Origin of the sequence: Desulfosporosinus paludis (genome assembly GCF_045689965.1) — a bacterium.
In the GTDB taxonomy this organism is placed as follows: domain Bacteria; phylum Bacillota; class Desulfitobacteriia; order Desulfitobacteriales; family Desulfitobacteriaceae; genus Desulfosporosinus; species Desulfosporosinus paludis.
Map to the genome: position 1 here is coordinate 1,006,089 of NZ_CP144211.1, position 24,740 is coordinate 1,030,828.

Below are 24,740 nucleotides of genomic sequence, written 5' to 3' on the forward strand. Positions count from 1 at the left end.
GGGCAGCAATTTTATGCTGCCTCATCTTTTATTATGAAAAGAAATTCGAAATGCTGAAATCCATAAATAATGGGAAAGATATCGACCATGCCTATCATACACTGAATGAAAAATGTATTTTATATGATTGAACAATAACTGCCTTTTGCTCGTACCACGCAATGTTGTAGGAAATGGGGAGTTGGTTGATATCATCAAGACCAAAAACTTCTTTGAGCTTCAATATCACAGGTCATGCCTCGAGATTTAAGTGTTACTAAAACGTCTTTACGTTCACTTCGTTGTCTTCAACCAAGTTAATTAATGGATCGTAAAAATGAATAAGACAGGATTTTATCCTGCCTTACTACAGCAATTTAACTTCTGTATGATTTTCGTATGCATTATTGATAAATTCAACCATGCTATGCCACCCAACGGCCCCTTGCTTAAAGTTCAGTTTTCTGGTGATATGTAATACTAGTGACAAAGATATTTTCCTTCCCTAAAAGCATCAACTTCAATAATTGTCCGGTTTGATTATGCATGACATTATGCCATATTTTCTCAGGAACATACTCTGGAATTGCAACATTAACAAAGAATACCTCTGGGTCTGAACTTATTTCGTCCAAATACTTAACCAGCTCATGAATTGTCGCTCGAAAGGGAGACGGAATTATTTCAAGTTGAATCCCAATATCATTTTCTTCCCAGCGATGTTTTAGATTTTCTGCGCACTTAGTATCCGAAGCTATGTGTACTGCAGTTACCAAGGGAGTTAATTCCAGGGCATATATTATTGCTTTAAGAACTCCTTTACTAAGGTCAAACACAGGAATAATAATTTTACCTCGATAATCAGAAAGCGGAATACTAATTCTGCGGTTATTAATACGGTCAGCGTTTTCTTTGAATCGCAAAATATCCTCTTTGGTTGGAATCCTATTTAGCTTTTCTATCCTGTAAACCTTACCAACATTATTAAAGAACAAAACTAAGCTAGGTAGAATCAATGTGACTACCCAAGCCCCTTCGCTGAATTTTGTTATTAAAAACACTGCAAACATACTGAAGGACACAATACCCCCGAAACTAAAAATTATGAAATCACTTACCCACCTGTCCTTCCTTTGTTGGAGTACATTTTTGGCTAATGAAATCCCTGTTAGAGCAAAGCTTAGTAATACGCCGATTGCAAACAAGGGGATCATTGCGTGTGTATTTCCATGAAAAATAAGAACCAAAAGCAAACTTATAACAGTTAATAACCAAATACCCCAATCATAGACTAACCTGTCACCAAGGTGTTTAAAATATCCAGGTGCATAGCCATCGTGAGCCATGAGACTGAGCAAGATCGGAAGTCCTGCAAATGGTGTGTTGGCTGCGATAACCAAGATAATCCCTGCACTGACCAACAATAAATAGTACATACTTGTTTTCCCAAAGACAATTAGTCCCAGATGATTCATTGTAGTGTTTTCTGAAGTTGGGACAATGTGATAAACGCTGGCTAGATAAGATATTCCCCCTAAACCAACTACAACAACAAAACCGAGCACAAAAAGAGTAGAAATCGCTCTCCTTTGGGCCGGGGCTTTGAAGGCACTCACCCCATTACTCACTGCTTCAATACCGGTAAGAGCCGTTGTACCACCGGCCAAAGCCCTTAAAAACAGAAAAAATGTTAACCCATTCCCCGTAGGGGCCGGGGGTTGAATAGTCTGGATAGGTGTTGCTCCGTATATTAAAACATGAATAATCCCTACGCTTACTAAGGCAAATATACTAAAGATATAAATATACACAGGGAGAGCAAAAACTTTTGCAGATTCTTTAAGACCCCTTAAATTGATAATGGACATAAAGAGAATGATTAAACAAATGACAAAAACTTTATGTGAACTTGACCCAAGCCATGGAAAGATACCGGTAATATTTTCGATTGCGGAACTTATACTTACAGCTGCGGTTAGAATATAATCTAAGCTTAAGCTGGCGGCTGCAAGCAAGCCGAATTTTTCACCGAGATATTGGCGAGCAATAGTATATGAACCGCCACCGTTAGAATTTCTTTGAATAGCTCTTCTGTATACGAGCAAAATGCTACCTAAAAGTAGAATTACGCCCAAAGAAACATGCACCATGGCAGCGAAACCTGCTGCTCCTAAAGAACTCAAAACATAAAGCATTTCATCCGGAGCATAGCCTTCGGAGGAAATTAGATCACCTCCAAAAACCGGTATTCCGCCTAAAACGCCTATTTTATGACTTTCTACATATTTTGTATCAAGTGGTGACCCGAATATTAATGACCGGATATGTAGTTTTATTCTCTGTTTTGACGTCGAAGGCATGATTTCTTTTCTCCATTTATCACAATTTGAATTACCTCTTTAGCATTTACGATGCCTGACAATTCTTCAGTGCAAGGTAGGTTTATCTTAATTGCTGAATAACCTCATCAACATCTGGGAGTTGATGTATATCGTATATTTTAACCCAACTGATTTTACCGGTTTCATCAACAATCACATTTGCCCGCTCAGAAAACCCTTCCAGTTCACGAAACAAACCGTAGGCTTTGGCAACTGCTCCATGAGGCCAAAAATCCGAGGGCAATTTGAGATTGGCAATTTTAAGTTCCTTGGCCCAGGCATTTTTAGAAGGAACTGGATCAACACTTAATCCCAAGGGAATCGTACCAAGTTCTTCAAATCGTGCATAATTAGTTTCTAATGATTTCATCTGTTCAGCACATACACGCGTCCAGGCTAAAGGATGCCAGGAAAGCAATACTTTTTTGCCGGTATAATCACTTAAGCTAAGCATATTACCACGATTATCCTGCAAATTAAAAACCGGGGCAGTTGCTCCAATCATTATTGGATTTTCCATTTTTCGTACCTCCTATTTTTTTACTTACTGTCCGTTGTTCGGTAATAACAGTTTCATACATCTGAACAGAACATTGGGCCCCGTGACAACGTATATTTTTTTGTTATCAAATTTCAAATTTATGTCCTTTAGAATCTGAACTCCGTCCTTTCCTTCAAGTTCTAAAGATACATTCTGAATTTCGAACATTACCCTTCCCCCTTTATTCTTTGTGAATTTCAGGATATCTCTTGAATTTACATATGTTCGTTCTACTCTTTTGGATATTAACAAATAAAAATGCCATTATGATGGCATTTTTATTACATTAAAGAGCTATATTATTTTTCAGGGTTTTGACTGAAAAATATAAAATAATCCTATACCCTTTAGACACTTTCAATCACCTATTTGTTCTCTCCGTTTGGGTTCGCAGCCAAGTTTTTATTTCATCCGTAACTAAATTTTTATCCATCTTCCACTGCCAATTCCCATAAATCGTCCCAGGTACATTCATTCTGGCTTCCTCGCCCAAACCTAAAATATCTTGCATCGGTAGGATTACCCACGCCGCTTGACTAGAATATACTTCTTCGATCAATTTTCGACATGATTGTTTACTCAATGCTTTTTGGCCTATACCACTGCTGAGCTGATTTTCCTCTTCCACCAAATTATTTAATTCATACCAGCCTAATAAAGTGTTATTATCATGGGTTCCTGTATAATAGACAAAATTAGTCTCAGAATACCCTAATATCTCTTGTACTGAAGTAAACTGCAGGACCTTTATACCTGGAAAGCCAAAAATTTGTTTTAAGATGTTAACTTCCGGAGTTAAAACCCCCAAGTCCTCAACTATAAAGGGGCATCGTCCAAACGCTTCTAACATACTTTCTAAGAACCTTTTCCCAGGACCTTTAATCCAGCGACCTTTTTCGGCCGTCTTTTCTCCAGCATCAACCTCCCAATAGGCTTCAAAACCCCGGAAATGGTCAAGTCGCAGGTAATCAAACATTTCTAAGCCGAGCTGGATCCGTCTTTTCCACCAACCATACCGAGTAACAGCATGAATATCCCAGGCATAAATAGGATTTCCCCATAACTGCCCTGTCGTACTAAAATAATCAGGGGGTACCCCTGCGGTTTTAACAGGTCGGCCATGCTCATCCAGGACAAACAAGCTGCGATTTACCCATACATCACAGCTGTCGGCAGCAACAAAATGGGGTAAATCCCCAATTATTCGAACTCCTTTTTCCTTGGAATAGGCTTTGAGTTTATTCCAATCGTAGGAAAAAGTATATTGTAAGAACTTTATATAATTAATTTCATCTTGCAATAGCCGAGCATAGTTGGCTAACTTACCTGTATCACGCCAAGCAATCTCAGATTCCCAATCATACCAAGGAACATCCCCAAAATATGCCTTTAAGGCCTTGAAGAGGGCATAATCTTCCAGCCAATCTTTGTTTCTGGTTTGAAATTCCAAAAAATTTTCCTGAGTTAGATAAGCTGATTTTACAGCATCAACATGCTTCATAAATTGCCTGTAGGCTTCACGAAGCAATTCATCTTTTAAATTTTTAAATGCAAGAGATAAGGAGCTTTGTCTCAGGTCAAGGCTCCTTATCTTATCGTATTTTTCTCTAGTCTCCTCTAAACTTAATAATCCTTCTCTGATTAGATGATCAATACTGATAAATAGCGGGTTTCCAGCAAGCGCTGAATCACTTTGATAAGGGCAATCCCCTTCTCCGGCAGGATTCAAGGGTAAGACTTGCCACAAAGATTGACCGCAGTCAGCCAAGAAATCTACGAATTCATAAGCCTCTTCCCCTAAATCTCCCAGTCCCCAAACGGAAGGCAAAGAACTGATATGCAATAATACACCGCATGAGCGGTCAAGCTGCAAATTATAAGGCTGGCTTTTCTTTCTCAACAGACATCTTCCGCTCAAAGCATTTATTGCCAAGGCACTTAGTGCTTCCACCGCCAGTGTTTCCCCATTTATAAGATCAATTATAAATGGTCTAGGCTCTAGCTTTGGATAGAGATTTACGATTTTAGGTTCCAGCGCATGACGATTGATAAGAATGATGATTTCATCTTCATCCCCGGTACGTGTAAAACCATAGACATCCGGAGCGAAATAGAACGACCGGAAATCACCCGTCATCAGAGTCTCGTATTCTTGACGCAAGCGCAGGATGCGTCGATACCACTCCATGATCTGGTAGTCTTCCTGGCCCCACGGATATGTCCCCCGGTTATAAGGGTCGGCATACCCCTCCACACCCGCTTCATCTCCATAGTAAATGCAAGGAACTCCCGGAAAGGTCATTTGAACTAAACTTAATAATTTTAGTCTTTGTACGGCCAATTGCTTGGCAAGAGGAGAAAGCCGAAAGGTCCTCTGTTCGGTATCAGTTAAACTCTGTTGCGGGGGAGCATCTCCCAAAAGAGTCAAAACTCGAATAGTATCGTGACTCCCGATCAGGTTCATAGCCGCATAAAAATTTTCTCGAGGATAATTTTCATATAAACTCATTACTTCTTGATCAAGGGAATCCGAGTCACCTGTTCCGAGAATAAAACGGAGAAAACCAGCCCGGAAAGGATAGTTCATCGTCCCATCCAGTTCATTTCCCCATAAATATTTGCGTTGTTGGCCATAGCTTACTTTGTTGGAAGCGTCTTCCCACACTTCGCCGATTAGAACAGCGTTGGGACTAATCGTCTTCACCGCCTGCCGGAGCTCCTGAATGAACTCATCAGGAAGTTCATCGGCAACATCCAACCGCCATCCGGCAACTCCTATAGTTAACCACTTCTTAATGACACTATCTTCCGAACCATAGATAAACCTTCTGTAGGTATGGTCCATTTCGTTGACTTCAGGCAGGGAATCGACGCCCCACCAGGCTTTATAATCCTTGTGGTCTTTATTAAATGTGTACCAGTTGTAATAGGGTGAGTCAGAGGATTGGTAGGCACCCACCCCCGGGTAATTGCCATATTTGTTAAAATAAATACTATCACTTCCTGTATGACTGAAGACGCCATCCAGGATTATAGAGATTCCCAATTGTCGGGCAGTCTCAATTAAGGCTTGAAATACCGCCTCATCTCCATACATTGGATCAATCCGATGATAGTTCGCCGTATCATATTTATGATTACTTGGAGCATCAAAAATAGGGTTAAAATAAAGAATGCTTACCCCCAATTCTTTAAAGTAGGGTAATTTTTCGATGACCCCTTGCAATGTTCCGCCAAAAAAATCCCAGTCTGTAACTTTACCAAGCCGGTCTTTAATATAAACCGGCCGATCAGACCATCGGGCATGCAGCAAAGCATTTTTGCGCGGATATCTAAAGAACATGTTAGGGTCATTATTAAAAAACCGATCGACAAAAACCTGATACATAATCCCTCGTTTATACCAGTCAGGTACTGTCATCTGCTTATAAACAGTGATTTGATAGGACTTGGGCTCTTGCTCCCAGAGTGCTCCCTCTCCGCCAAGACCTTTTTGATTATTACCATAATAATAAACTTGAGATCCTACCTGAATCACAAAATAGTACCAGACAAGCCCAGGATTGGCGGGCACTTCATATTCCACCTCAAAGAAACCGGTATCTGCAATTGTCTCAATCGCAGAAGCTGTCCCGGAATCCTCTGATTGACTTTGACGGCTCTTGATACTTGGGGACATGTAAATAGTTTTTTCCCGGTCCATTTCCCAAAGACGAAGAACGCAATGGTCAACAGAAACAGCTGAAAACGTTCTCAAACGGAATGTTATCCTTTGGCCGCATACCACCGCTCCAAAAGGTTCCCGGTAAGACAAATCGTGTGAATCATGAAACGCGTCAAACATTATCATAATAATGACTCATAGATCTGCATGTAGGCATTTGCAGATCTCTCCCAGCTGAAATCGCTTTTCATAGCGTTCTGACATAAGTTGTCCCATACCACTTTATCTTCTTGGTATAATTTCACTGCCCGCTGCACTGCGAACAATAATTCATGGGCATTATAATTGGTGAAGCTAAACCCATTACCTGCACCGGTAAATTTATTATAGGGTATGATCGTATCCTTTAATCCTCCCGTTTCCCGCGCAATAGGAATCGTCCCATAGCGCATAGCAATCATCTGGGAGATACCACATGGCTCATAACGTGAGGGCATTAAAACCATATCCGCTCCTCCGTAAATTTCATGAGCGTGTTTATCAGAGTATTCTAGCTTTATGGCTGCCTTTTCGGGATATTTTGAGGCGAAATCACTAAGCATTTCTTCATATTTCTTTTCACCTGAGCCGAGAATGACCATTTGAATATCCAGCTCAAGTATTTCTTTTAGGACGTGGGCCAATAGATCCACACCCTTTTGATCTACTAGCCTGCCGATCATCCCCAAAACTGCAACATCTCCCCGTACCGGGAGTCCGAAATCAGCTTGTAAATGCTTTTTATTTTCTTCCTTGGCAAGATGAAAATTGTTATAAGGCCTGACGAGATAGGGGTCAGTCAGCGGATTATAAACCTCATAATCAATACCATTCAGGATTCCGGATAGGGATTGACTTCTTTTCCTCAAAAGCCCATCAAGTTCTTCTCCGAAGTAGGGATTTTGGATTTCCCGAGCATAGGTTGGACTCACCGTTGTAATCCAATCAGCATACAGTAAGGCGGCCTTCATAAAATTGACTCCGCCATGAAATTCCAAGGTGTTTTCCGTAAAATACTCCATGCCTAACCCCACAATGTCGCCAAGGACTTCCTTGGCAAAAATCCCCTGATATTTAAGGTTATGTATAGTAAAAATAGTTTTCATCGGGAAATAAAGAGGCTCCTGGCCATAAAACACCTTAAGCATTAGCGGGATTAAAGCAGTATGCCAATCCTGACAATGGAGAATATCCGGTTTAAACCCCGGTATGTGAATTAAGCTTTCCAGGGCTGCCCGGCAAAAAAATACAAATCGTTCCGCATCATCATATTCCCCATATATACTTGGACGGGAAGAAAAATAATACTCATTGTCCAGGAAATAATAATGAACCCCTTCATATACAATCTCATCTAAACCGCAATACTGTTTACGCCAAGCGACTGGGACATCGAAATGAGCAAGATGCTCAAACTCTCTTTGGAAATTTTCCGGAATGGTGCTGTACTTCGGCATAATAACCCGAACGTCTACACCTTTTTTATGCAAGAAGGCCGGTAAGGAACCCATCACCTCTCCCAAACCACCGGTTTTAATAAAAGGATCAGCTTCCGCAGTTACAAAAACAATTTTCATACTCTCCCACCTTCCTAATATTCAATGAGAAGTTAAGTTATTAACGTTACGATATTTGATTTTCCAGATCCCATCTGCATATTCTCTAATTGACCTGTCACTTGAAAAGATCCCTGACTCTGCAATATTAACCAGGGAAATTCGATTCCAACTTTTTTGATCTAAATAAAGAGCTTGGAGTTTTTTATGGGTATCAATATAAGAAGGAAAATCCTTTAAGACGAAAAATTCATCATTATAGATCAGCAGGGAATCGTATAATACTCTGAACTCCTCCCCCATATTCTCGAAAAATCCACCCCTTAATTGATCCACACACGTGCTGATAATGGAATTGGCATGGTATTCATCCCAAGATTTATAACCGCCATTGCGGGTGTAATTCAATACTTGTTCGGCGTTAAGCCCAAAAATAAAGATATTTTCCTCGCCCACCGCCTCTTTAATCTCAACATTGGCTCCATCTAAGGTGCCAAGGGTAAGGGCACCATTCATCATGAATTTCATATTTCCAGTCCCGGAAGCCTCTTTGCTCGCTGTTGAAATCTGTTCACTAATATCTGCCGCAGGATAAATCAATTCTCCCTGTGACACATTGAAGTTTTCAATAAAAACGATCTTCAGTTTTTTGTTAACCTTCGGGTCTTGCTCTATTTTCCGGCTCAGAGCATTTATAAGTTTAATCACGGTTTTTGCATAATGATAGCCGGGGGCTGCTTTCCCGCCGAAGATAAAAGTATGTGAACCAGTTAAGGATTCCGGGTCGTTTATAGCCTTATTGTATAAGTGCATAATCTTTAAGACATTGAGCAATTGCCTTTTGTAGGCGTGGATTCTTTTGACTTGCACATCAAAAATTGACATAGGGTCTAGGACAAGCCCTTGGGTTTTCTTGATCCTCTCCACCAAACGACACTTATTTTCGTACTTAACTTTCGCGAGCTGTTCCAAAAAACTGGGGTTATCCTTTAAACCATGCAGTTTCTTAAGTTCACCGGCATCTTCCTTCCAGTTTGGTCCTATAGCATCCGTTATCAAATGAGACAATTTTGGATTAGCAGCCAAGAGAAATCTTCTATAATTTACACCGTTTGTTTTATTGTTAAATTTATAGCCAAAAATCCGATAAAAATCTTTAAATACCTCATTCTTAATAATATCGGTATGTAATTTAGCAACCCCATTTACCGACGAACTCCCAATGATTGCTAAATTCGCCATCCTGACATAGCCGTCTTTAAAAATTTGGGTATTGCTAATTGCCTCCTCATCATCCATAAACCTCCTTTTTAGATCTTCCTTAAATCTGCGGTCTATTTCTTCAATAATTAGATAGATTCTTGGCAGAAGGCTTTTGACCAGATCAATTGGCCATTTCTCCATAGCTTCCGGCATAATAGTATGATTAGTAAATGAGATGGTGTTAACGGTGATATTCCAAGCCTCATTCCAGCCCAATCCTTCTTCGTCGATCAAGATGCGCATCAACTCAGGGATACACAAAACCGGATGGGTATCATTTATGTGAACTGCCACCCAGCGTGAGAAACCTTGTAAGGAAATTGAGCTGTGCCTTTTTTTGTAATTTCGTACGATAGATCCCAATCCTGCGGCAACAAAAAAGTATTCTTGTTTAAGCCTTAACTCTCTGCCGGCGCGGCTGCTCTCATCAGGATAAAGAATATAGGAAATGGTCTCAACTTCTGATTCATAGCTGGAAGTCAGATTAAACTCTCCACGATTGAAACAGGCCAGATCCAGTTCTCCGCAAATAGGTTTCGCACTCCATAACCTTAACGTGTTAATACACAACGTGTTATCGTAGCTCATAATCGGAACATCATAAGGTACAGCCAGTACAGATTCATAGTTCTCGTGGAAAAACGTCAGGCGCCCATCGATTATATCTGTTCTCACATTTCCTTTGAGTTTTACAACAATCGCCTCTTCAGGCTTACACGTCTCCCAAGGATAACCGTTCATAAGCCAATTATCCGCTACCTCAACCTGGTTGCCGCTTACAATTTTTTGTTCGAACAACCCATACTTATAGCGAATCCCATTACCATGTCCGCCGATTCCCAAGAAAGCCATTGAGTCGAGAAAACACGCTGCCAATCTGCCTAACCCTCCATTACCCAGGCCCGGATCCGCTTCTTGCTCCAAAAGGTCGTCAAGATCAATACTTAAATCCGCTAAACCCTCTCTGACAAGGTCTTCAATTTTAAAGTTAATTAAGTAATTTAGCAGAAGCCTGCCAATAAGAAACTCCATTGAAAAATAATATACCTGTTTATCTAGCGACTGAGAATTTCTGTTTACGGCCCGATACATACTGATTTTTTCTTTGAGCAAGATGACCAAGGCACTAAACTTATCCCAAAGGGTTGCTTCATTGAGGGTAAGCCCTTCCCCCTCAAGCAACTTCATTAGATAGGCTTGCTTAAAGCTTTCTTTGTCCGCAAACATAATTTTTGTTCCTCCAATACTTTACTAGGCTGTTTCACTTTTAATATAATCGTTGCTAACGGAGCAACTTTGATGGTTAAGGAAAACTTTTGACCATGCCAGGAAACCTTTTCGGCCAAGAGCAACGACTTGTTGACATGACCATCCCCCCCATATATCTCTTCATCGGAATTAAGTATTTCTTGATAAATCCCCTGGCACGGAACTCCTAAACGAAAGTTATCATAACTCCGGTCTTGGAAATTGATTAAGATGATCAGGAAATCATTATCCTTCTGTGATTTTCGGCAAAATATTAAGATACTTTGCTGGTGATTATGGACATCAATCCATTCAAAACCAGACCAATTCTGTTCATTTTCCCAGAGGGCTTTTTCACGCTGATAAATTTTATTCAGATCACTGACGTAATTACGGTATTTTCTATGCAGCTCATATTCCAAGATAAACCAATCCAGTTCAGCATCATCTCGCCACTCGATAAACTGGGCCAGCTCCCCACCCATAAACACCAATTTTTTGCCGGGGTGACACATCCAGTATCCATATAAACTTCTTAACCCCGCAAATTTTTGGCCATAGTCACCCGGCATTCTGTCCAGTAATGACTTTTTGCCATGGACAACCTCATCGTGAGACAGGGGAAGGATGAAATTTTCCGAAAAAGCATAGGTCAAAGAGAACGTCAATAGTTGATGATTGTTTTTGCGCAAGGGAAAGTCGAGACTCATATACCGCAAAGTATCATTCATCCATCCCATATTCCATTTATAATTATAACCAAGCCCATCCATATATGGAGGATAGGTTACCAAAGGCCAGTCGGTAGATTCCTCAGCAATCATCAATATCCCTGGAAAAGATTGTAGAACTTCTTTATTTAGCCTTTGCATAAAAGCAATTGCCTCAAGATTCTCTTTTCCTCCATAAATGTTTCTCTGCCAGGAATGATCGTTTTTGCCAAAGTCTAAGTAAAGCATACTGCTTACCCCATCGACGCGCAGACCATCAACGTGGAATTTATCAAACCAAAACATCGCATTGGAAATAAGAAAACTCCAGACCTCAGTTTTGGCAAAATTGAAGTTATACGTTCCCCATTGATCGTTTTCTGTTTTTTCAAAAACTGCCATGCCATTTAATCGACCTAAGCCATGAGCATCTTTACAGAAATGACCTGGCACCCAATCTAAAATGACCCCGATCCCAACTTGATGACATTGATTAACAAAATACATAAAATCATGGGGCGTGCCAAATCTACTCGTACATGAGTAATACCCTGTCACTTGATAACCCCAGGACCCATCGTAAGGATGCTCCATAATGGGCATTAATTCAATATGGGTATACCCCATTTTTAGAGCGTATGCCGGCAGCTCCTCAGCCAGAGTTCGCCAATCATAATAGCCTCCATCCTCTCTCCTTCTCCAGGAACCCAGGTGAACTTCATAAATTAAAAGAGGCATTTCCCATACATTAACCTCATCTCGCCGGCTCATCCATGCTTGATCTTGCCAGTCAAAACCCTCCAGCGAATAGACAATTGAGGCTGTGGCAGGTCGTAACTCCGAGAAAAAAGCAAAGGGATCAGATTTCAGAAGCACTTGTCCGGTTTTGGTGTGAATTTCGTATTTGTATAACTGCCCTTGAAGTACTTTGGGCACAAATAGAGTCCACACCCCGCTGTTTCTGATTTCAACCATTAAACTATTGGCGGAATCCCAATTGTTAAACTCCCCAACAAGGCCTACGTTTAAGGCATCAGGCACCCACACCGCAAAATGTGTCCCCTCAATCCCATCCCTTTCTGTGATATGGGCACCAAATTTGAAGTAACTACGGAACAGTTCGCCCCTATTAAAAAGGTAAATTTCATACTGATCAAGATAAGACTCTATTTCCATAAACATAACATCCTTATTCTAATTGCTGAATAACCTCTTCTATGTCTAGGCACCTTAAAACTTTTCTAAGTTTTAAATAGCCCATGGCCAGGTTCTGTTCATACGCTCCCCTATAATTGAACCTTCAGAAACTTTTTGATAATCCTTGATAACTGTAATCCCCTCATGGTCCTGATGGATACTTTCCCAAGCACCAACGATACAGTTGTTCATAATTTCAGCGTTTTCTCCGACAATAGTTTTATGGAGGCGTGATCCTGTTTGAATCTTTGCAAAGGGTAATAAAATTGAATCTTTAATTTGAACACCTTTTCCAACATAAACCCCTGGAGCAAGAATTGAATTCCTTACCTCGCCATGAACAATACAACCTTTACTGACGAAACTATTTTCCACTTTCGCTGTAAAACCAAATGAGCTTGGTAATAGGATATCTTCATTCGAAAATATCCTGGATTTCGAATCAAAATTATTAAGGAAATGGTCCTTATGTAAAGAATCCATATTTGCATGATAATAGCTTTCGATGGTCCCAACATCTCGCCAGTAACCCTGAAACTTATACGCGTAGACTTTTTTCCCGTGCTTTAGTTGCTGAGGGATAATGTTCTTACCAAAGTCATGCTGAGACTGAAAATTACCTTCATCTTCAAGTAAAGCCTGTTTAAGTGTTGACCAGTTAAAAATATAGACTCCCATTGAAGCAAGATTACCTTTTGGTTGAGATGGTTTTTCTTCAAACTCTGTAATCCGTTGATCTCCATTTAGAGTTAAAATACCAAATCGAGAAGAGTCCTCCCAGGGCACCTCAACTGTTGCTATGGTTATTTCTGAATTCTTCATTTTATGGAACGCTAACATCTGCGAATAATCCATTTTGTAGACATGATCACCGGAAAGAATAATCACATATTTGGGATCGTACAAATCTATAAACTCAAAATTCTGGTAAACGGCGTTTGCGGTTCCGTTATACCTAGTTTCTCCTTTTTCATTGGGAATAGGGGGAAGTATATTGACTCCGCCGTATGGATTAGCTAAGTTCCAAGCTGAGCCCAAATCGATATAAGAAATAAGCGATAACGGCTTATATTGGATAAGAACTCCAACCGTGTTAATCTTTGAATTTGCGCAGTTACTTAAGGTAAAGTCAATAATTCTGTATTTTCCGTAGAAGGAGACTACAGGTTTAGCCCTCTTCTCAGTTAGACCACCCAACCTGCTACCTTCTCCACCTGCTAAGAGCATTGCTACACATTCTTGCTTGTACATCCTTGTGCCCCCTTCTCTTATTCTAGGTTAATGTAATCCCTCTCAACCTCATAATTAGACTGGTTAGCCCATTTATAAAATCCAGCTTTTTGAAGTCCTAAGATTCATCCCCAACTTCTGGCTGGTTTGTTGCTGCCAATATTTTTTCATTTTGACTCAGTCTGAGTGTGTACTGGTTTTCGTTTGTCTTTAGTAAATGCTATTAAAAAAAAATGCCATTTTCATGACATTATTCTTATATTAAAGATATTTTTAATATTATTTTAAATATAAATAGCTTAAAGAAGCCACAACCATAATGAGTACCCATTGGATACCCTATACGAGGATAGCAACTCCATCATTGAGTTTATATCCGCACCTGAAACTTCATAGATAAGTTTGCTGAATGATTATTTTGTTATCTCTTTTACTCCAGCTCTCTCATAAACCTCTCAGCATCGCGCGGTTCCCAGACCCGGTCGACGAGTGGCGGTCGATCAGACAGCCAATAAAGACGGTCTTGGAAAGTTTGTTTTTGCACACGGTAAAATATGCCGATTGGTATCTTTTCTCCCCATTCCTGGGCTAGCTCCATTGCCTTGCTCAGATTGCCGGTATCAAACTCCTCTGTTAATTCATAAACCCGCTCCGCGTACCAACGGTTCGTATTAACTTTATTAAAACTGACGCAGGGTTGAAGAATGTCAATCAAGGCATAACCAGGATGTTTAATAGCCTCTTTCATTAGCTTGATGAGGTGTTCCTGGCGTCCGCTGAACCCCCGCCCCACAAAGGTAGCTCCGGCTGCCAGGGCTAACATGAGCGGGTTTAGAGGTTGGTCTAAATTACCTTTCGTCTGAATTCCGGTCACCTGTCCCAGAGCTGTTGTGGGTGAAGCCTGCCCCTTGGTTAAACCATAGATCTGATTGTCATGGACAAAATGGGCTATGTCCACATTGCGCCGGATATTGTGAATAAAATGATTCCCACCCTCACCATAAGTATCTCCATCACCGGAATGCACGATAACCGTTAATTCCGGATTGACGATTTTGGCCGCTACTGCCGGGGGTAAAGCACGCCCGTGCAACCCGTTAAAAACATTGGTTCGCAGATAATGAGGGAGTTTTGCCGCCTGGCCAATGCCTGATACCATCAAAATTTCTTCCGGCCGCTTGTTTAATTCAAACAAAGCTGTCTTGATCGCCCTCAGAATGGCAAAATTCCCGCAGCCAGGACACCAGGTGATTTCGTCATCGGAATCAAACAGCTCTTTTATAAGCTCTCCTTTAGACATTCGCCATTACCTCCTTTACTTTCGCCGAAATATACTGGCCGCTCATTGGCCTGCCGTCATAGCGCAGGATACTGTATTGACAGACTAGCAGGGCTTCTTGGCGGATTAAAGCTGCCAATTGGCCGGTGGCATTTTGCTCCACGTTTATCATGATTTTAACTTCGGGATGCAGCTCCTTAAGCAGCTTCGTCGGCAATGGACAAATATCTCCAAAGATTAAGGCCCCAATAGAGTAATCTTCTTCCAGAAGTTCGATTGCTTCACGCACCGGTCCGGAAGATGAACCCCAAGCCAAGAGCAGGATCTCAGGCTTAGTCTGCCCGATAAACCATGGTTCACGGACCTCATTCTTAAGATTCTCCCAGCGCTGCAGCCTTGTTTTCGTCATGGCTAAACGTACGTCTGCCGCTTCTGTAATATGCCCGGTCTCAGTGTGCTCATCACTATCCGCGATGACGACCTGTGATCCGCATCGACCAGGAACTAAACGAGGGGAAACCCCGTTCTCTGTCAATTTATAGCGCTGATAAGGTTCCTGTTGCTGACAGACTTCTTTACCGGCTAAAGCACGTTCAATGGTCAAAGGGGAGAAATCAAAGGGCGGAATCGTCTGATAATAATCCCCTAAATATTGATCGCCAAGTAAAATCACCGGAATCTGGAATTTGTCGGCAATATTGAAGGCCCGCACAGTTTGATAAAAAGCATCTTCCGGATCACGCAAAGCAATAATCATTCTTGGAAATTCACCATGGGAAGCCGTTAGGACAAAACTCAGATCGCCTTGTTCGGTGCGTGTCGGAAAGCCTGTCGCCGGACCTGGACGCTGAATATCGGCTATTACTAGTGGCGTTTCAGTCATTGCTGCTAGGCCAAGTCCTTCAACCATCAAGCATAGCCCTCCGCCAGATGTTGCAGTCATGGCACGGGCGCCGGCAAAGGATGCCCCAATAGCCATATTTATAGCTGCTATTTCATCTTCAGCCTGTTCCACCACAATCCCCGCTTCTTCCATCTTGCTGGCTAAATAAGTCATAATCCCTGTTGAGGGGGTCATAGGGTAGCCTGAATAAAAACTAACCCCTGCAGCCAAAGCCCCCAGGCCAATGGCTTGATTACCTGTTACCATAATTCTCGGCTGAGTTTCCGGAAATTCGAGCTTGAATCGGGATTGGGTCAAATTGTAACCAAATTCCAAAGCCCGCCGGTTCATCTCAAATATCTCCTCTTTAAACAGACTGCTTAGTACCGGCCAGATCTTAGCAAGGTCGAAATCAAACAACCTCAAAATAGCACCTAATGCTACAATCCCTTCCGTAACTATGTTACCTGCCTCAATGGCCTTGGCCTTCAACGGAAGCCAAAAGGCTTCGCCCATACTTAGCGCCCCACTGTTACTCTCGTCACTAACCAGAACACCTCGTGGAGAAAGCTGTGAGGAATGCAGCTCTACAGTTGTGGAATCAAGCGCCAGGATAACATCAATATCCTCGCGATGGGAGTATAGCGGCCGATCCGCAAAACGAAGCTGATGGAAATTGTGTCCGCCCCTTACACGGGACATATAATCTTTGTAGGAAAATACCTCGACACCTAGCTTTTTGAGGATTTGTTCCAGCACTTTTCCAGCTGTATCAATCCCTTGGCCAGCAGCGCCACCCACTAATATGTTGAAATCCAAATTAATCACCTCGTAACTTCAATTTATTAAATAAGCTCCTTTTTTCAACCATTTGGCGACTTCGATAGTTCTTTTTGCCTGATGGAAAACAGCTTCTTTTACGTCTTCTACCATTTTACCATCTTGGCCTTGAGTAACTGAGGTTCCATATGGATTGCCGCCTGCTTTAAAAATCGAAGGATCTGTATAGCCAGGTGGCACAATGATTGCTCCCCAATGCATCATTGAGGTATATAAACTCTTAATGGTTGCTTCTTGACCGCCATGGGAATTCTGGGCTGAGGACATGCCGCTTACAACCTTATTCATCAGCTTCCCTTGTGCCCATAAGCCTCCTTGAAGGTCAATAAATTGTTTCATCTGTGAAGCTAAATTTCCAAAGCGCGTCGGAACACTAAAAATTATGGCATCTGCCCAATCAAGATCATTTGAGCTTGCTTCCGGAATATCTTTGGTAGCTTCTACATTTGCTTTCCATATAGGATTGTTATTAATAGCTATTTCCGGAGCCAGTTCATGCACCTTGAGCAACCGAACTTCCGCACCTGCTTCTTTTGCTGCCTCTGCTGCCCACTGCGCCAACTGATAATTGATTCCTGTCATGCTGTAATAAATAACTGCGAGTTTAACCTTTTCCATCTTTATTCTCCTTTCAATTTGCAAACCTCAACGTATTTTTCATTTACTACTTGAACCGCTGCAATTGTTCCCTTAAGCCCTTCATCGCTTGTTTTAATAAACCATTTTCTTTTTTAAAGGATAACAAAAAAAAATGCCATAATAATGACATTTTTCTTATAAAGATATAAATTTTACCCTAAATCACATGTTCTCTAGCATTTCCGAAGACCGTGAACATACCCCTCACACTGAAGGATACTCTAGGTTGGTGCCATCTATTTAATACTCTTATCAAAGGGATTTATTGGCCCACTTCTCAACAATAGCGTAAAATTCGTTTGTTTCAATAGGTTTTGTTAAGTAATCATCCATTCCAGCATTGAGACATTTTTCCCTATCTCCATCTAAGGTGTTGGCAGTCAGAGCGATAATAGGTATGTGAGTGCTGCTGTTACTCTCTAATTGTCTTATTGTTCCTGTTGCTTTGAAACCGTCTAATATAGGCATCTGGCAATCCATGATGATTACTTCAAATTCCCGTTTCTGATAAAAATCAACAGCAACTTTTCCGTTCTCTGCCAATAAAACCTCCCATCCTTTTTTATTTGCTATTTTTCCCATCACCATTCTATTGATCTCATCATCCTCTACAATTAGCAATTTTAACGGCTTCTCCTGGCTATTGTTATCTGTATTTTTAACTATGTTCTTCTCTATTTTATTCACTACCCTCAAACCCCTCCAAATTAGTTAAACAATATTCAGTCAGATCTAAATCTACTCCAAAAGCAACGCTTGTGCAGCCTTGCGTACATCTTCCAAGGCTGTAGGATGATCCAGGATCTCTCCGGCCCGATCAATACCACTGTAAAGACAGGCTTGATCATACTTTATCTCCAACATATGGAAGAATGTTTGAATAGAACGTTCGGCACACTTGAATACATCTGGTTTTTTAGTACCGGCGGCTGATAGGAAAAGTCCTCTTCGCTCGGATTTAAATGAATTGATTAAAGGAAGATTAAGTACATATTTACGGGCCCAAAGCACCTGCATGCGGTCAATTAAAATTTTCGTTTGGGCATTTACTCCCATCATAAAAATTGGAGCAGCTATAATAATCCTATCTGCAGAGATCAGCTTTTCTTGAAGTTTTGGAATATCGTCTTTGATTACGCATACCCCGCTAATCGAACAAGCATTACAACCTTGACAGGGATTTATTTTTAGATCAGAAAGATAAATGAGCTCTAAAGTGTGACCCCCGTCTATTATAGTTTCTTTTGCCTCTAATAGTAACCGGGTAGTGTTGCCACTGCGCCGAGGGCTGCAAGCAATTCCAAGTATTGATAACGGCATATAATCCCCAACTCTCTTTTTCATAATCCTGGGCGTTATAATTTGCCTGCCCTGAAACGGCAACAGGTTTCTTCATGATTTTTTTCTCAAGACTTATTTGCTCCCACAACTGCGGCAAATTCTCGTCCGAAATTCCTGGCTTCTTCCAGATTATCAGCATTCGGAACGAAATTAACACGCAAACCAGGCTGGGTAATCTTAAACTGCAACTGCTGCAGCCTCTGTTCCATGTATTTTACTGCCTCACCACTCCAACCATAGGAGCCAAAGGCAGATGCAGGTTTGTCTTTGTTAATAATTGCGGAAACTTCCGCCAGCAATTCCCAAATAGGAGGTATAGCGTCCCTATTGAAGGTAGGGGAACCAATCAGGAGTCCATCAGCTAGGTCGATCTTTTTTCGCAGATCAGCTTTGGAGTGCTCCAAGATATCCATTACCTCAACCTTCACCCCCCCATTAGCTAGACCAAGAACTATTTCCTTGGCAAGTCTGGCGGTATAACCATAATTTGAAGTGTATATTACAATAACATTTTTCGGCCCTTCCTCCATTTCCCTTATAGACCAGTCAACATAGGTATTAATATACGACCAGGGATCCTGACGTAAAATTGGTCCATGAGACGGACAAATAATGTCTATTTCTAAATCCTTGATCTTGCTGGCTGCTTGAAGGACATATTTACTAAATGGATATATAATGGCATCGTAATAGACCTTGAATTCTTCAGAAAAGTCACCTACTAGGTTATCGAATATTTCTTGATTGCAAAAATGGCTGCCGAAAGCATCACAACTAAACAGGATTTTGTCCTCCGGTAAATAAGTCATCATTGTATCTGGCCAATGTAAAAAAGGTGTAGAGAAAAAGCGCAATGTCTTTCCGCCAAGATCCAGTTCTTCCCCATGTTTAACAATTCGTTTGTTAAAATCAGTGTTTAAGATTTGAGAAAGAAAAGTTATTGCCGCTTGGGAACCTAATACCTGGGCCTTAGGCATCTTCTGTAAAACATTTTTAATAGAACCAGAGTGATCCGGTTCGGTGTGATCAAAGATAATGTAATCGATAGCTTCAGGGTCAATCACACTTGAGATTCTTTCGATAAGTTCATTTTCAAAGCCATCTTTAACAACTTCAAACAAGGCTGTTTTATTTTCACCTCTGACTAGGTAAGAGTTATAGGTCGTGCCGCTTTTTGTTTCCATTATTACGTCAAAAATGCGCAGATCAGGATTTAATGCTCCTACCCAATATACTCCGTTTTTAACTTGGATTGCCTTCATAGAGTTACCTCCTACTAATTATAGTTATTCAATCTATCACCATTGAATTTGACGGTATGTTCATTATCTTCTTTATTTGTGAACAACCCAGCATACTAAGTTCCAGCATGCTATCGACTCAATTTGCTCGAATTATAAGGATTTATTCATTAATAAGGTATTGAAATCAGATGAATAATCTAGCTAGATCAATATCTCAATATCTGTTTCCCTTGTTAAAAATAATAATTTAAAAAAATGTTATTATAATGACATTTTCCTATTATTTAAGTTCAGTTTTAATATGGTATATATCTACAATACGCCCCTTCCCTCCACATTTTCTCAATGTTTGATTTCCGTAGTGTCAACCGGCACCCAAACCAGCCTCAAACCAACGTTTTTGTCTTAAACTCGATCCATACAAGTCACTATTGACAAATGGCTTGAAGAGGATAAACATGCACCTCGTAAACAGCGGCATACCGCCAAGAGAGTATTTAACCGTAGATTCTCCAAGCTTTTGCTTCTGCCGAATAATGCGCCTTTAAATTTATATGTAAAAATATAGAGATCCGATCACCCTATAGTGAAACGGATCTCTATTACTATTAGAAGCTATCCCCTGTTCTGTTCTATAAGTTTAGAAACGTTCCGCCCCAAAGTATCTTTCTGACAAGTTCCAGATAATCACCATCATAAGAAAAATCCTTTTTGGCGATTAAAATGGCCATACCGTGCACCAAACCCCAGCAGGACAATGCCAATGCATTCGGGTCAACACTGTCACTCTCTCCGTTTTGAATCTCCGATTGGCAGCGTTCGATCGCCTCATAAAACGTATTGAAAGGTTGGTCGTCATTTATACATGTTACATGATTCATCTTTTTAAAATTATTAGCAAAATCACTTAGGAAAAACAGCCGCAAATATTCCGGATTTTCAACAAAGAACTTTACATAGGAGTAACCCATTTCTTTAAGCTGGCTTTTATTATCGTTCGGATATTTATTAACAGCTTCCGCAAGGCATTGGTTAAATTTATCATGAGCTTCGAAAGCAATTGCCATGATCAGATCGTCTTTACTATCAAAATGCCTATATGGGGCGGTGTGGCTTACACTGCAGGCTTTCGCCACCTTGCGCAACGAAAAGTTTTCATACCCTTCTTCATCCAGAAGCTTTAAACCTTTTTTGATCAATTCGGCCTTTAAATTTTCATGATGATAATTTTCGTTTGACACTCGACCATACTTCCTCTCAACAAACATAACTATATTATACCACAAGATAATAAAATGTTTACATCGTAAACATTGCGTGCTATTATTATGTTGACACTGTAAACATAATTCGATAGGGAGTGAATTGAATGAAAGCCTTGTTGATTTCAGATCAGGAGTATATGACCAGAACCTATCAAGGTCTAAATGATTTGACAGGCAAGTTTTTGAAACAAAAGGGATTTGAGACAGAGTTGATGGAACTAAGCGCGGAGAACCTGACCTTTTGTATGGGTTGCTTTGGTTGCTGGATCAAAAAGCCTGGGGAATGTGTTATCAACGACCGGATGACCCAAATCAACCGAAGTGTTATGAACAGCGACGTAGTTATTTATCTCAGTCCAATCATCTTTGGGCAGTTCAGCCCAACTATCAAAAATGTTATTGATAGAGGTTTACCAAATATGTTGCCATTTTTCGAAACAAGACCTGATGGCTCTACGATGCATCCGCCTCGTTATGATACCTACCCCAGTCAGATTATCATCGGTTACGGAGATGAGATTTCAGAAGAGGATAAACAACTTTTCATCGATGTTACAAAAAAACACCGCAGAAGTATTGAAGTCCTGATCTATCAGGAACCAACCGAGAACACAATCAAGGCCTTAAATAAAATGGAACTTGGAAGGATAGGTGGACTGCTGTGAAGAATGTCGTTTTAGTCAGCGCCAGCCCTAAGATCAACGAACAATCAGTCTCCAAGGAATTCCTGGAAATGGCGGGAAGCCAAATTAATTCTGATCTATTTAGTAAAACATTTATAGACGTCAGAAAAAGCTTTTTAACCCATAACCTTACAAAGGATTTTGAAACACTTGCCAGGGCCGATATCATGATTATTTCATTTCCTCTTTACTTTTTTTGCATGCCAGGCATGTTAACACGATTTTTAGTTGATTACCATAATTATTACACTTCCAGCGGGAACGCTAAAAAACATGTCAAAGTATATGCTATTGTTAATTGTGGGTTTCCCGAACCGGAAATAAACCTGGAGGCTGTCAGAGTTATCAAGAGCTTCAGCCAACATCTAGACGCAGAGTTCCGTTTCGGCGTTCTCATCGGTGGAGGCCCCATGATGTTTGCCGCCAAAGATGCGCCTTTTATGAAAAAAGCCATGCAAAAACTTAAGTCTGCTTTTTCCTCCATAGCAGCAGATATTCAACATGAGAATTCAACAACGATGGATTCTACCTATATTGGCGTCAATTTCCCATTTTCAAGGCGCCTTTACTTTTTCATGGGTAACAAGGGCTGGATTACAATGGCTCGCAAAAATGGGCTGCATAAAAAAGATCTTTATAAGAAACCGTACCGGTTAAACGATTAGAATCTAAGCCAAGATCGAGTCGAAACAGGTTATCTCAAATAACCATGCAATTTACCATTGATTAATTAGATTGATATTCCCATACCATACAATCCTTTGGTCAATTCTTATCCTTCAAAGTTTCGATATATTCGTTGCCCCAATTTGTACTCTATAAAGAGGAATGACTCGGCAACCCCTAAGGTTGATTACTACTTTTGTTCAATTTCGGTAACACATTCGCTTTTGATCTTTTCAACCAGAAATTGCAATGCATCAACAACATGTGGTCTGATGTCGCCGCCTAATAGTACATACATTATGTCGTCGCCAAGTTCAAGCTGGCCTTCATTAAGCCAAACCCTGACATGGAAAATACCATCCATCTTATAGGTTTCAGCAATCGCCGTATCAACCTTAGCTGTATCATAAGCAAATTCCATTCCCGTTACTATCGAACCGTCATCAATTCCTTGGCGTACCTTGGCTTTAGGCGTTTGGCGCACAACACCATTATGAACTAAAAACATCCCTTCCTGTAAAGCCGCCGGATCAGTTTTTGCTTCTTTGAGCCATTCATCTATTGATGGCGATAGTTTTTTCATTTTTTCATTAATCAAAAACTAATACACTCCCATTCTACATATTCTTCAACTTGCTTCTAATTCAGGAGATAACATACCCTTCGTCATCATTGTTATTGTCTCAACGAGCCCTGATCATGAGAGAATATCTCCATTAGACCGCCTTTTCCTGCAGGGCCTGATCCCGCTCCTGAACCGCCTTTTTCAGTTCGCGGGCAGACATGCTCTCGACATCAAGCTCGGCGATGAACTGCGCCCGCTCCTCCTCCGGGACTCCTAAAAGGATTAAAGCCTGGCTATAATTCAAGTTCGGCAGCGCTTGCCCTTGCACCGGTGTTCCGGCGTCGAGGGAGGCGGACGTTTGCTCACTGCGATGCTGCGTTGACTGATTCCTTGGCTAAAAAGCCTTAGAATCTCTCGATAATTGGTCATATGATGACCTCCTATGAATGTATTTACACTCCTCTCTTGAGCGTATAGATACATTTTAATAGGAAGTTTCATCAAATGGCTCTCTACCCGGATGGGTGGCTCTAAATATCCGGAATGATGGCTCAATTCGATCCGGATTATTCAAAGCAACAGCATTGATTAAAAAGCCAAATTTATATTGTTCTTATAATTCCATTAATCATAACAAAAAATAAAAAGGCTGATACTACAAACATTAAATACCCTAGGATTTTTTGTTTTTTCAGTAGAATAGTATCCATACCCATAAAAAGCATCATTAAACTCATACTTCCTTGCATAAGAGCAAGAAACAACCAGTTCTCTAAAATAAAGAATGCAAAAATTCCAAAAATAACTGTTGTAACGGAAAAAAGTTTATATACTTTTTTTAATAATCTTTTTTCCCACACAAGTTTTTTAAACATACAATCGCCTCTGTTATATATTGCTATTTGAACTCGCCAATAAACATAACAATCCATACTATTTTTTGCATTTATGCTATGTTCCCTTATTGCAGGCCATCGACTAAGAAAAAGAAGGATTATGAAATAAAAATATTAAATAAGTTAGTATGGCCAACCTCCAAGCGACTTCGCGGAGGTTTTTCTGTTTAATCCCAGCAGAAAACATATCTAAATCTTATACAAGAACCACTTGCATGTATTTAATTCGTACTTGAGTTGGAATTGCTTCATCTGTCCGTGGATCTCGCTTTGACACTCATAAATCTTCATACGATTATCAGGAATTTTCTCTTCCGATATTCTGATAATCATCTCAACCTTAACAACATTTCCATCATGACGGAAGCGGATGGGGCGTGTGTGGGCAAAACGCATTTGTTTATTTCTTCTTGAACTTAGCAAGGCGCACAGTGGCGGGTAATTTGCTTTCGAAAAAGGACGTAATGTTTTCTTACAATGTCCCTCTATTTCCGTTATAACTTGTCCTTGGATGTGGACATAGGATTCACAATCGGAATAGATAATTTGCCAGATAAAGTGATATATTTTATGAGGATATACTTTATACACAGGCTATTGTAGTTCACATTAAGGGATTGCTACATACTTT

Annotated in this window: 21 protein-coding genes and 2 pseudogenes; 2 read left to right on the forward strand and 21 right to left on the reverse strand. The window is 40.6% G+C overall.

The features are described from left to right. Positions 1 to 112: 112 nt before the first annotated feature. The 16 genes and pseudogenes from VZF35_RS05180 to VZF35_RS05255 all read right to left on the reverse strand — a co-directional run. Positions 113 to 229: pseudogene (locus tag VZF35_RS05180) on the reverse strand (hypothetical protein); the annotation flags it as partial. A gap of 199 nt (positions 230 to 428) precedes the next feature. Beyond that, positions 429 to 2,339, reverse strand: a complete 1,911-nt coding sequence (locus VZF35_RS05185; RefSeq protein WP_407311623.1) for an APC family permease — start codon at positions 2,337 to 2,339, stop codon at positions 429 to 431. An 82-nt stretch (positions 2,340 to 2,421) separates the two neighbouring features. Then, on the reverse strand, positions 2,422 to 2,880 hold the full coding sequence (locus tag VZF35_RS05190; RefSeq protein ID WP_407311625.1) for a redoxin domain-containing protein: 459 nt from the start codon (positions 2,878 to 2,880) through the stop codon (positions 2,422 to 2,424). Positions 2,881 to 2,904: 24 nt separating this feature from the next. Then, positions 2,905 to 3,069: a hypothetical protein gene (locus VZF35_RS05195; protein ID WP_407311627.1), complete on the reverse strand. Its 165-nt coding sequence runs from the start codon at positions 3,067 to 3,069 to the stop codon at positions 2,905 to 2,907. 193 nt (positions 3,070 to 3,262) lie between these two features. Further along, complete coding sequence (locus VZF35_RS05200; RefSeq protein ID WP_407311629.1) at positions 3,263 to 6,751, reverse strand: bifunctional glycogen debranching protein GlgX/4-alpha-glucanotransferase; 3,489 nt, start codon at positions 6,749 to 6,751, stop codon at positions 3,263 to 3,265. Then, positions 6,748 to 8,181, reverse strand: coding sequence for a glycogen synthase GlgA (glgA, locus tag VZF35_RS05205; RefSeq protein WP_407311631.1), 1,434 nt, complete (start codon positions 8,179 to 8,181; stop codon positions 6,748 to 6,750). Before glgA ends, VZF35_RS05200 begins: the two co-directional genes overlap by 4 nt. Before the next feature lie 21 nt (positions 8,182 to 8,202). Next, the gene (locus VZF35_RS05210) at positions 8,203 to 10,650 is read right to left on the reverse strand and encodes a glycogen/starch/alpha-glucan phosphorylase (protein WP_407311633.1); all 2,448 of its coding nucleotides are present in this window, start codon (positions 10,648 to 10,650) and stop codon (positions 8,203 to 8,205) included. Further along, positions 10,611 to 12,557, reverse strand: coding sequence for a 1,4-alpha-glucan branching protein GlgB (gene glgB / locus VZF35_RS05215; protein ID WP_407311635.1), 1,947 nt, complete (start codon positions 12,555 to 12,557; stop codon positions 10,611 to 10,613). The genes VZF35_RS05210 and glgB overlap by 40 nt, the downstream gene beginning before the upstream one ends. Before the next feature lie 72 nt (positions 12,558 to 12,629). After that, positions 12,630 to 13,829 carry a glucose-1-phosphate adenylyltransferase gene (locus VZF35_RS05220; RefSeq protein WP_407311637.1) on the reverse strand — a complete coding sequence of 400 codons (1,200 nt, stop codon included), beginning with the start codon at positions 13,827 to 13,829 and terminating at the stop codon, positions 12,630 to 12,632. Between the two features lie 409 nt (positions 13,830 to 14,238). Next, on the reverse strand, positions 14,239 to 15,108 hold the full coding sequence (locus VZF35_RS05225) for a 2-oxoacid:ferredoxin oxidoreductase subunit beta (protein WP_407311639.1): 870 nt from the start codon (positions 15,106 to 15,108) through the stop codon (positions 14,239 to 14,241). Further along, positions 15,101 to 16,789 (reverse strand): 2-oxoacid:acceptor oxidoreductase subunit alpha, encoded by a 1,689-nt coding sequence (locus VZF35_RS05230; protein ID WP_407311641.1) that lies wholly within the window; start codon positions 16,787 to 16,789, stop codon positions 15,101 to 15,103. The genes VZF35_RS05225 and VZF35_RS05230 overlap by 8 nt, the downstream gene beginning before the upstream one ends. 18 nt (positions 16,790 to 16,807) lie before the next feature. Then, complete coding sequence (wrbA, locus tag VZF35_RS05235; protein WP_407311643.1) at positions 16,808 to 17,428, reverse strand: NAD(P)H:quinone oxidoreductase; 621 nt, start codon at positions 17,426 to 17,428, stop codon at positions 16,808 to 16,810. A 273-nt stretch (positions 17,429 to 17,701) separates the two neighbouring features. Then, entirely contained in the window at positions 17,702 to 18,136 is a 435-nt protein-coding gene (locus VZF35_RS05240; RefSeq protein WP_407311645.1) for a response regulator, read from the reverse strand. Positions 18,137 to 18,187: 51 nt separating this feature from the next. Continuing rightward, positions 18,188 to 18,769, reverse strand: a complete 582-nt coding sequence (locus VZF35_RS05245; protein ID WP_407314466.1) for a flavodoxin family protein — start codon at positions 18,767 to 18,769, stop codon at positions 18,188 to 18,190. Between the two features lie 86 nt (positions 18,770 to 18,855). Continuing rightward, positions 18,856 to 20,052 (reverse strand): FprA family A-type flavoprotein, encoded by a 1,197-nt coding sequence (locus tag VZF35_RS05250; protein WP_407311647.1) that lies wholly within the window; start codon positions 20,050 to 20,052, stop codon positions 18,856 to 18,858. Positions 20,053 to 20,666: 614 nt separating this feature from the next. Further along, positions 20,667 to 21,275 (reverse strand): TetR/AcrR family transcriptional regulator, encoded by a 609-nt coding sequence (locus VZF35_RS05255; RefSeq protein WP_407311649.1) that lies wholly within the window; start codon positions 21,273 to 21,275, stop codon positions 20,667 to 20,669. Between the two features lie 128 nt (positions 21,276 to 21,403). Here VZF35_RS05255 and VZF35_RS05260 point away from each other — a divergent pair, with 128 nt between their 5' ends. Next, entirely contained in the window at positions 21,404 to 21,964 is a 561-nt protein-coding gene (locus VZF35_RS05260; RefSeq protein ID WP_407311651.1) for a flavodoxin family protein, read from the forward strand. After that, positions 21,961 to 22,647: a flavodoxin gene (locus VZF35_RS05265; protein ID WP_407311653.1), complete on the forward strand. Its 687-nt coding sequence runs from the start codon at positions 21,961 to 21,963 to the stop codon at positions 22,645 to 22,647. Before VZF35_RS05260 ends, VZF35_RS05265 begins: the two co-directional genes overlap by 4 nt. 191 nt (positions 22,648 to 22,838) lie before the next feature. Here the strand turns inward: VZF35_RS05265 and VZF35_RS05270 are convergent, their stop codons facing one another. The 5 genes and pseudogenes from VZF35_RS05270 to VZF35_RS05290 form a co-directional block, all read right to left on the reverse strand. Next, positions 22,839 to 23,246 carry a molybdenum cofactor biosynthesis protein MoaE gene (locus VZF35_RS05270; RefSeq protein ID WP_407311655.1) on the reverse strand — a complete coding sequence of 136 codons (408 nt, stop codon included), beginning with the start codon at positions 23,244 to 23,246 and terminating at the stop codon, positions 22,839 to 22,841. A gap of 127 nt (positions 23,247 to 23,373) precedes the next feature. Then, a pseudogene (locus VZF35_RS05275) lies at positions 23,374 to 23,532 on the reverse strand (DUF3102 domain-containing protein); the annotation flags it as partial. Further along, positions 23,514 to 23,642, reverse strand: a complete 129-nt coding sequence (locus VZF35_RS05280) for a hypothetical protein (protein WP_407311657.1) — start codon at positions 23,640 to 23,642, stop codon at positions 23,514 to 23,516. The gene VZF35_RS05280 and the pseudogene VZF35_RS05275, both read right to left, overlap by 19 nt. Before the next feature lie 173 nt (positions 23,643 to 23,815). After that, positions 23,816 to 24,088, reverse strand: a complete 273-nt coding sequence (locus VZF35_RS05285) for a hypothetical protein (protein ID WP_407311659.1) — start codon at positions 24,086 to 24,088, stop codon at positions 23,816 to 23,818. 210 nt (positions 24,089 to 24,298) lie between these two features. After that, positions 24,299 to 24,505 (reverse strand): hypothetical protein, encoded by a 207-nt coding sequence (locus VZF35_RS05290; protein WP_407311661.1) that lies wholly within the window; start codon positions 24,503 to 24,505, stop codon positions 24,299 to 24,301. Positions 24,506 to 24,740: the final 235 nt, after the last annotated feature.

Coding starts and splice junctions, on each gene's coding strand:
- VZF35_RS05185 (WP_407311623.1), bottom strand. CDS start 2,339: ATGCCTTCGACGTCAAAACAGAGAATAAAACTACATATCCGGTCATTA.
- VZF35_RS05190 (WP_407311625.1), bottom strand. CDS start 2,880: ATGGAAAATCCAATAATGATTGGAGCAACTGCCCCGGTTTTTAATTTG.
- VZF35_RS05195 (WP_407311627.1), bottom strand. CDS start 3,069: ATGTTCGAAATTCAGAATGTATCTTTAGAACTTGAAGGAAAGGACGGA.
- VZF35_RS05200 (WP_407311629.1), bottom strand. CDS start 6,751: ATGATAATGTTTGACGCGTTTCATGATTCACACGATTTGTCTTACCGG.
- glgA (WP_407311631.1), bottom strand. CDS start 8,181: ATGAAAATTGTTTTTGTAACTGCGGAAGCTGATCCTTTTATTAAAACC.
- VZF35_RS05210 (WP_407311633.1), bottom strand. CDS start 10,650: ATGTTTGCGGACAAAGAAAGCTTTAAGCAAGCCTATCTAATGAAGTTG.
- glgB (WP_407311635.1), bottom strand. CDS start 12,557: ATGGAAATAGAGTCTTATCTTGATCAGTATGAAATTTACCTTTTTAAT.
- VZF35_RS05220 (WP_407311637.1), bottom strand. CDS start 13,829: ATGTACAAGCAAGAATGTGTAGCAATGCTCTTAGCAGGTGGAGAAGGT.
- VZF35_RS05225 (WP_407311639.1), bottom strand. CDS start 15,108: ATGTCTAAAGGAGAGCTTATAAAAGAGCTGTTTGATTCCGATGACGAA.
- wrbA (WP_407311643.1), bottom strand. CDS start 17,428: ATGGAAAAGGTTAAACTCGCAGTTATTTATTACAGCATGACAGGAATC.
- VZF35_RS05245 (WP_407314466.1), bottom strand. CDS start 18,769: ATGCCGTTATCAATACTTGGAATTGCTTGCAGCCCTCGGCGCAGTGGC.
- VZF35_RS05250 (WP_407311647.1), bottom strand. CDS start 20,052: ATGAAGGCAATCCAAGTTAAAAACGGAGTATATTGGGTAGGAGCATTA.
- VZF35_RS05260 (WP_407311651.1), top strand. CDS start 21,404: ATGAAAGCCTTGTTGATTTCAGATCAGGAGTATATGACCAGAACCTAT.
- VZF35_RS05280 (WP_407311657.1), bottom strand. CDS start 23,642: ATGACCAATTATCGAGAGATTCTAAGGCTTTTTAGCCAAGGAATCAGT.
- VZF35_RS05285 (WP_407311659.1), bottom strand. CDS start 24,088: ATGTTTAAAAAACTTGTGTGGGAAAAAAGATTATTAAAAAAAGTATAT.
- VZF35_RS05290 (WP_407311661.1), bottom strand. CDS start 24,505: ATGCGTTTTGCCCACACACGCCCCATCCGCTTCCGTCATGATGGAAAT.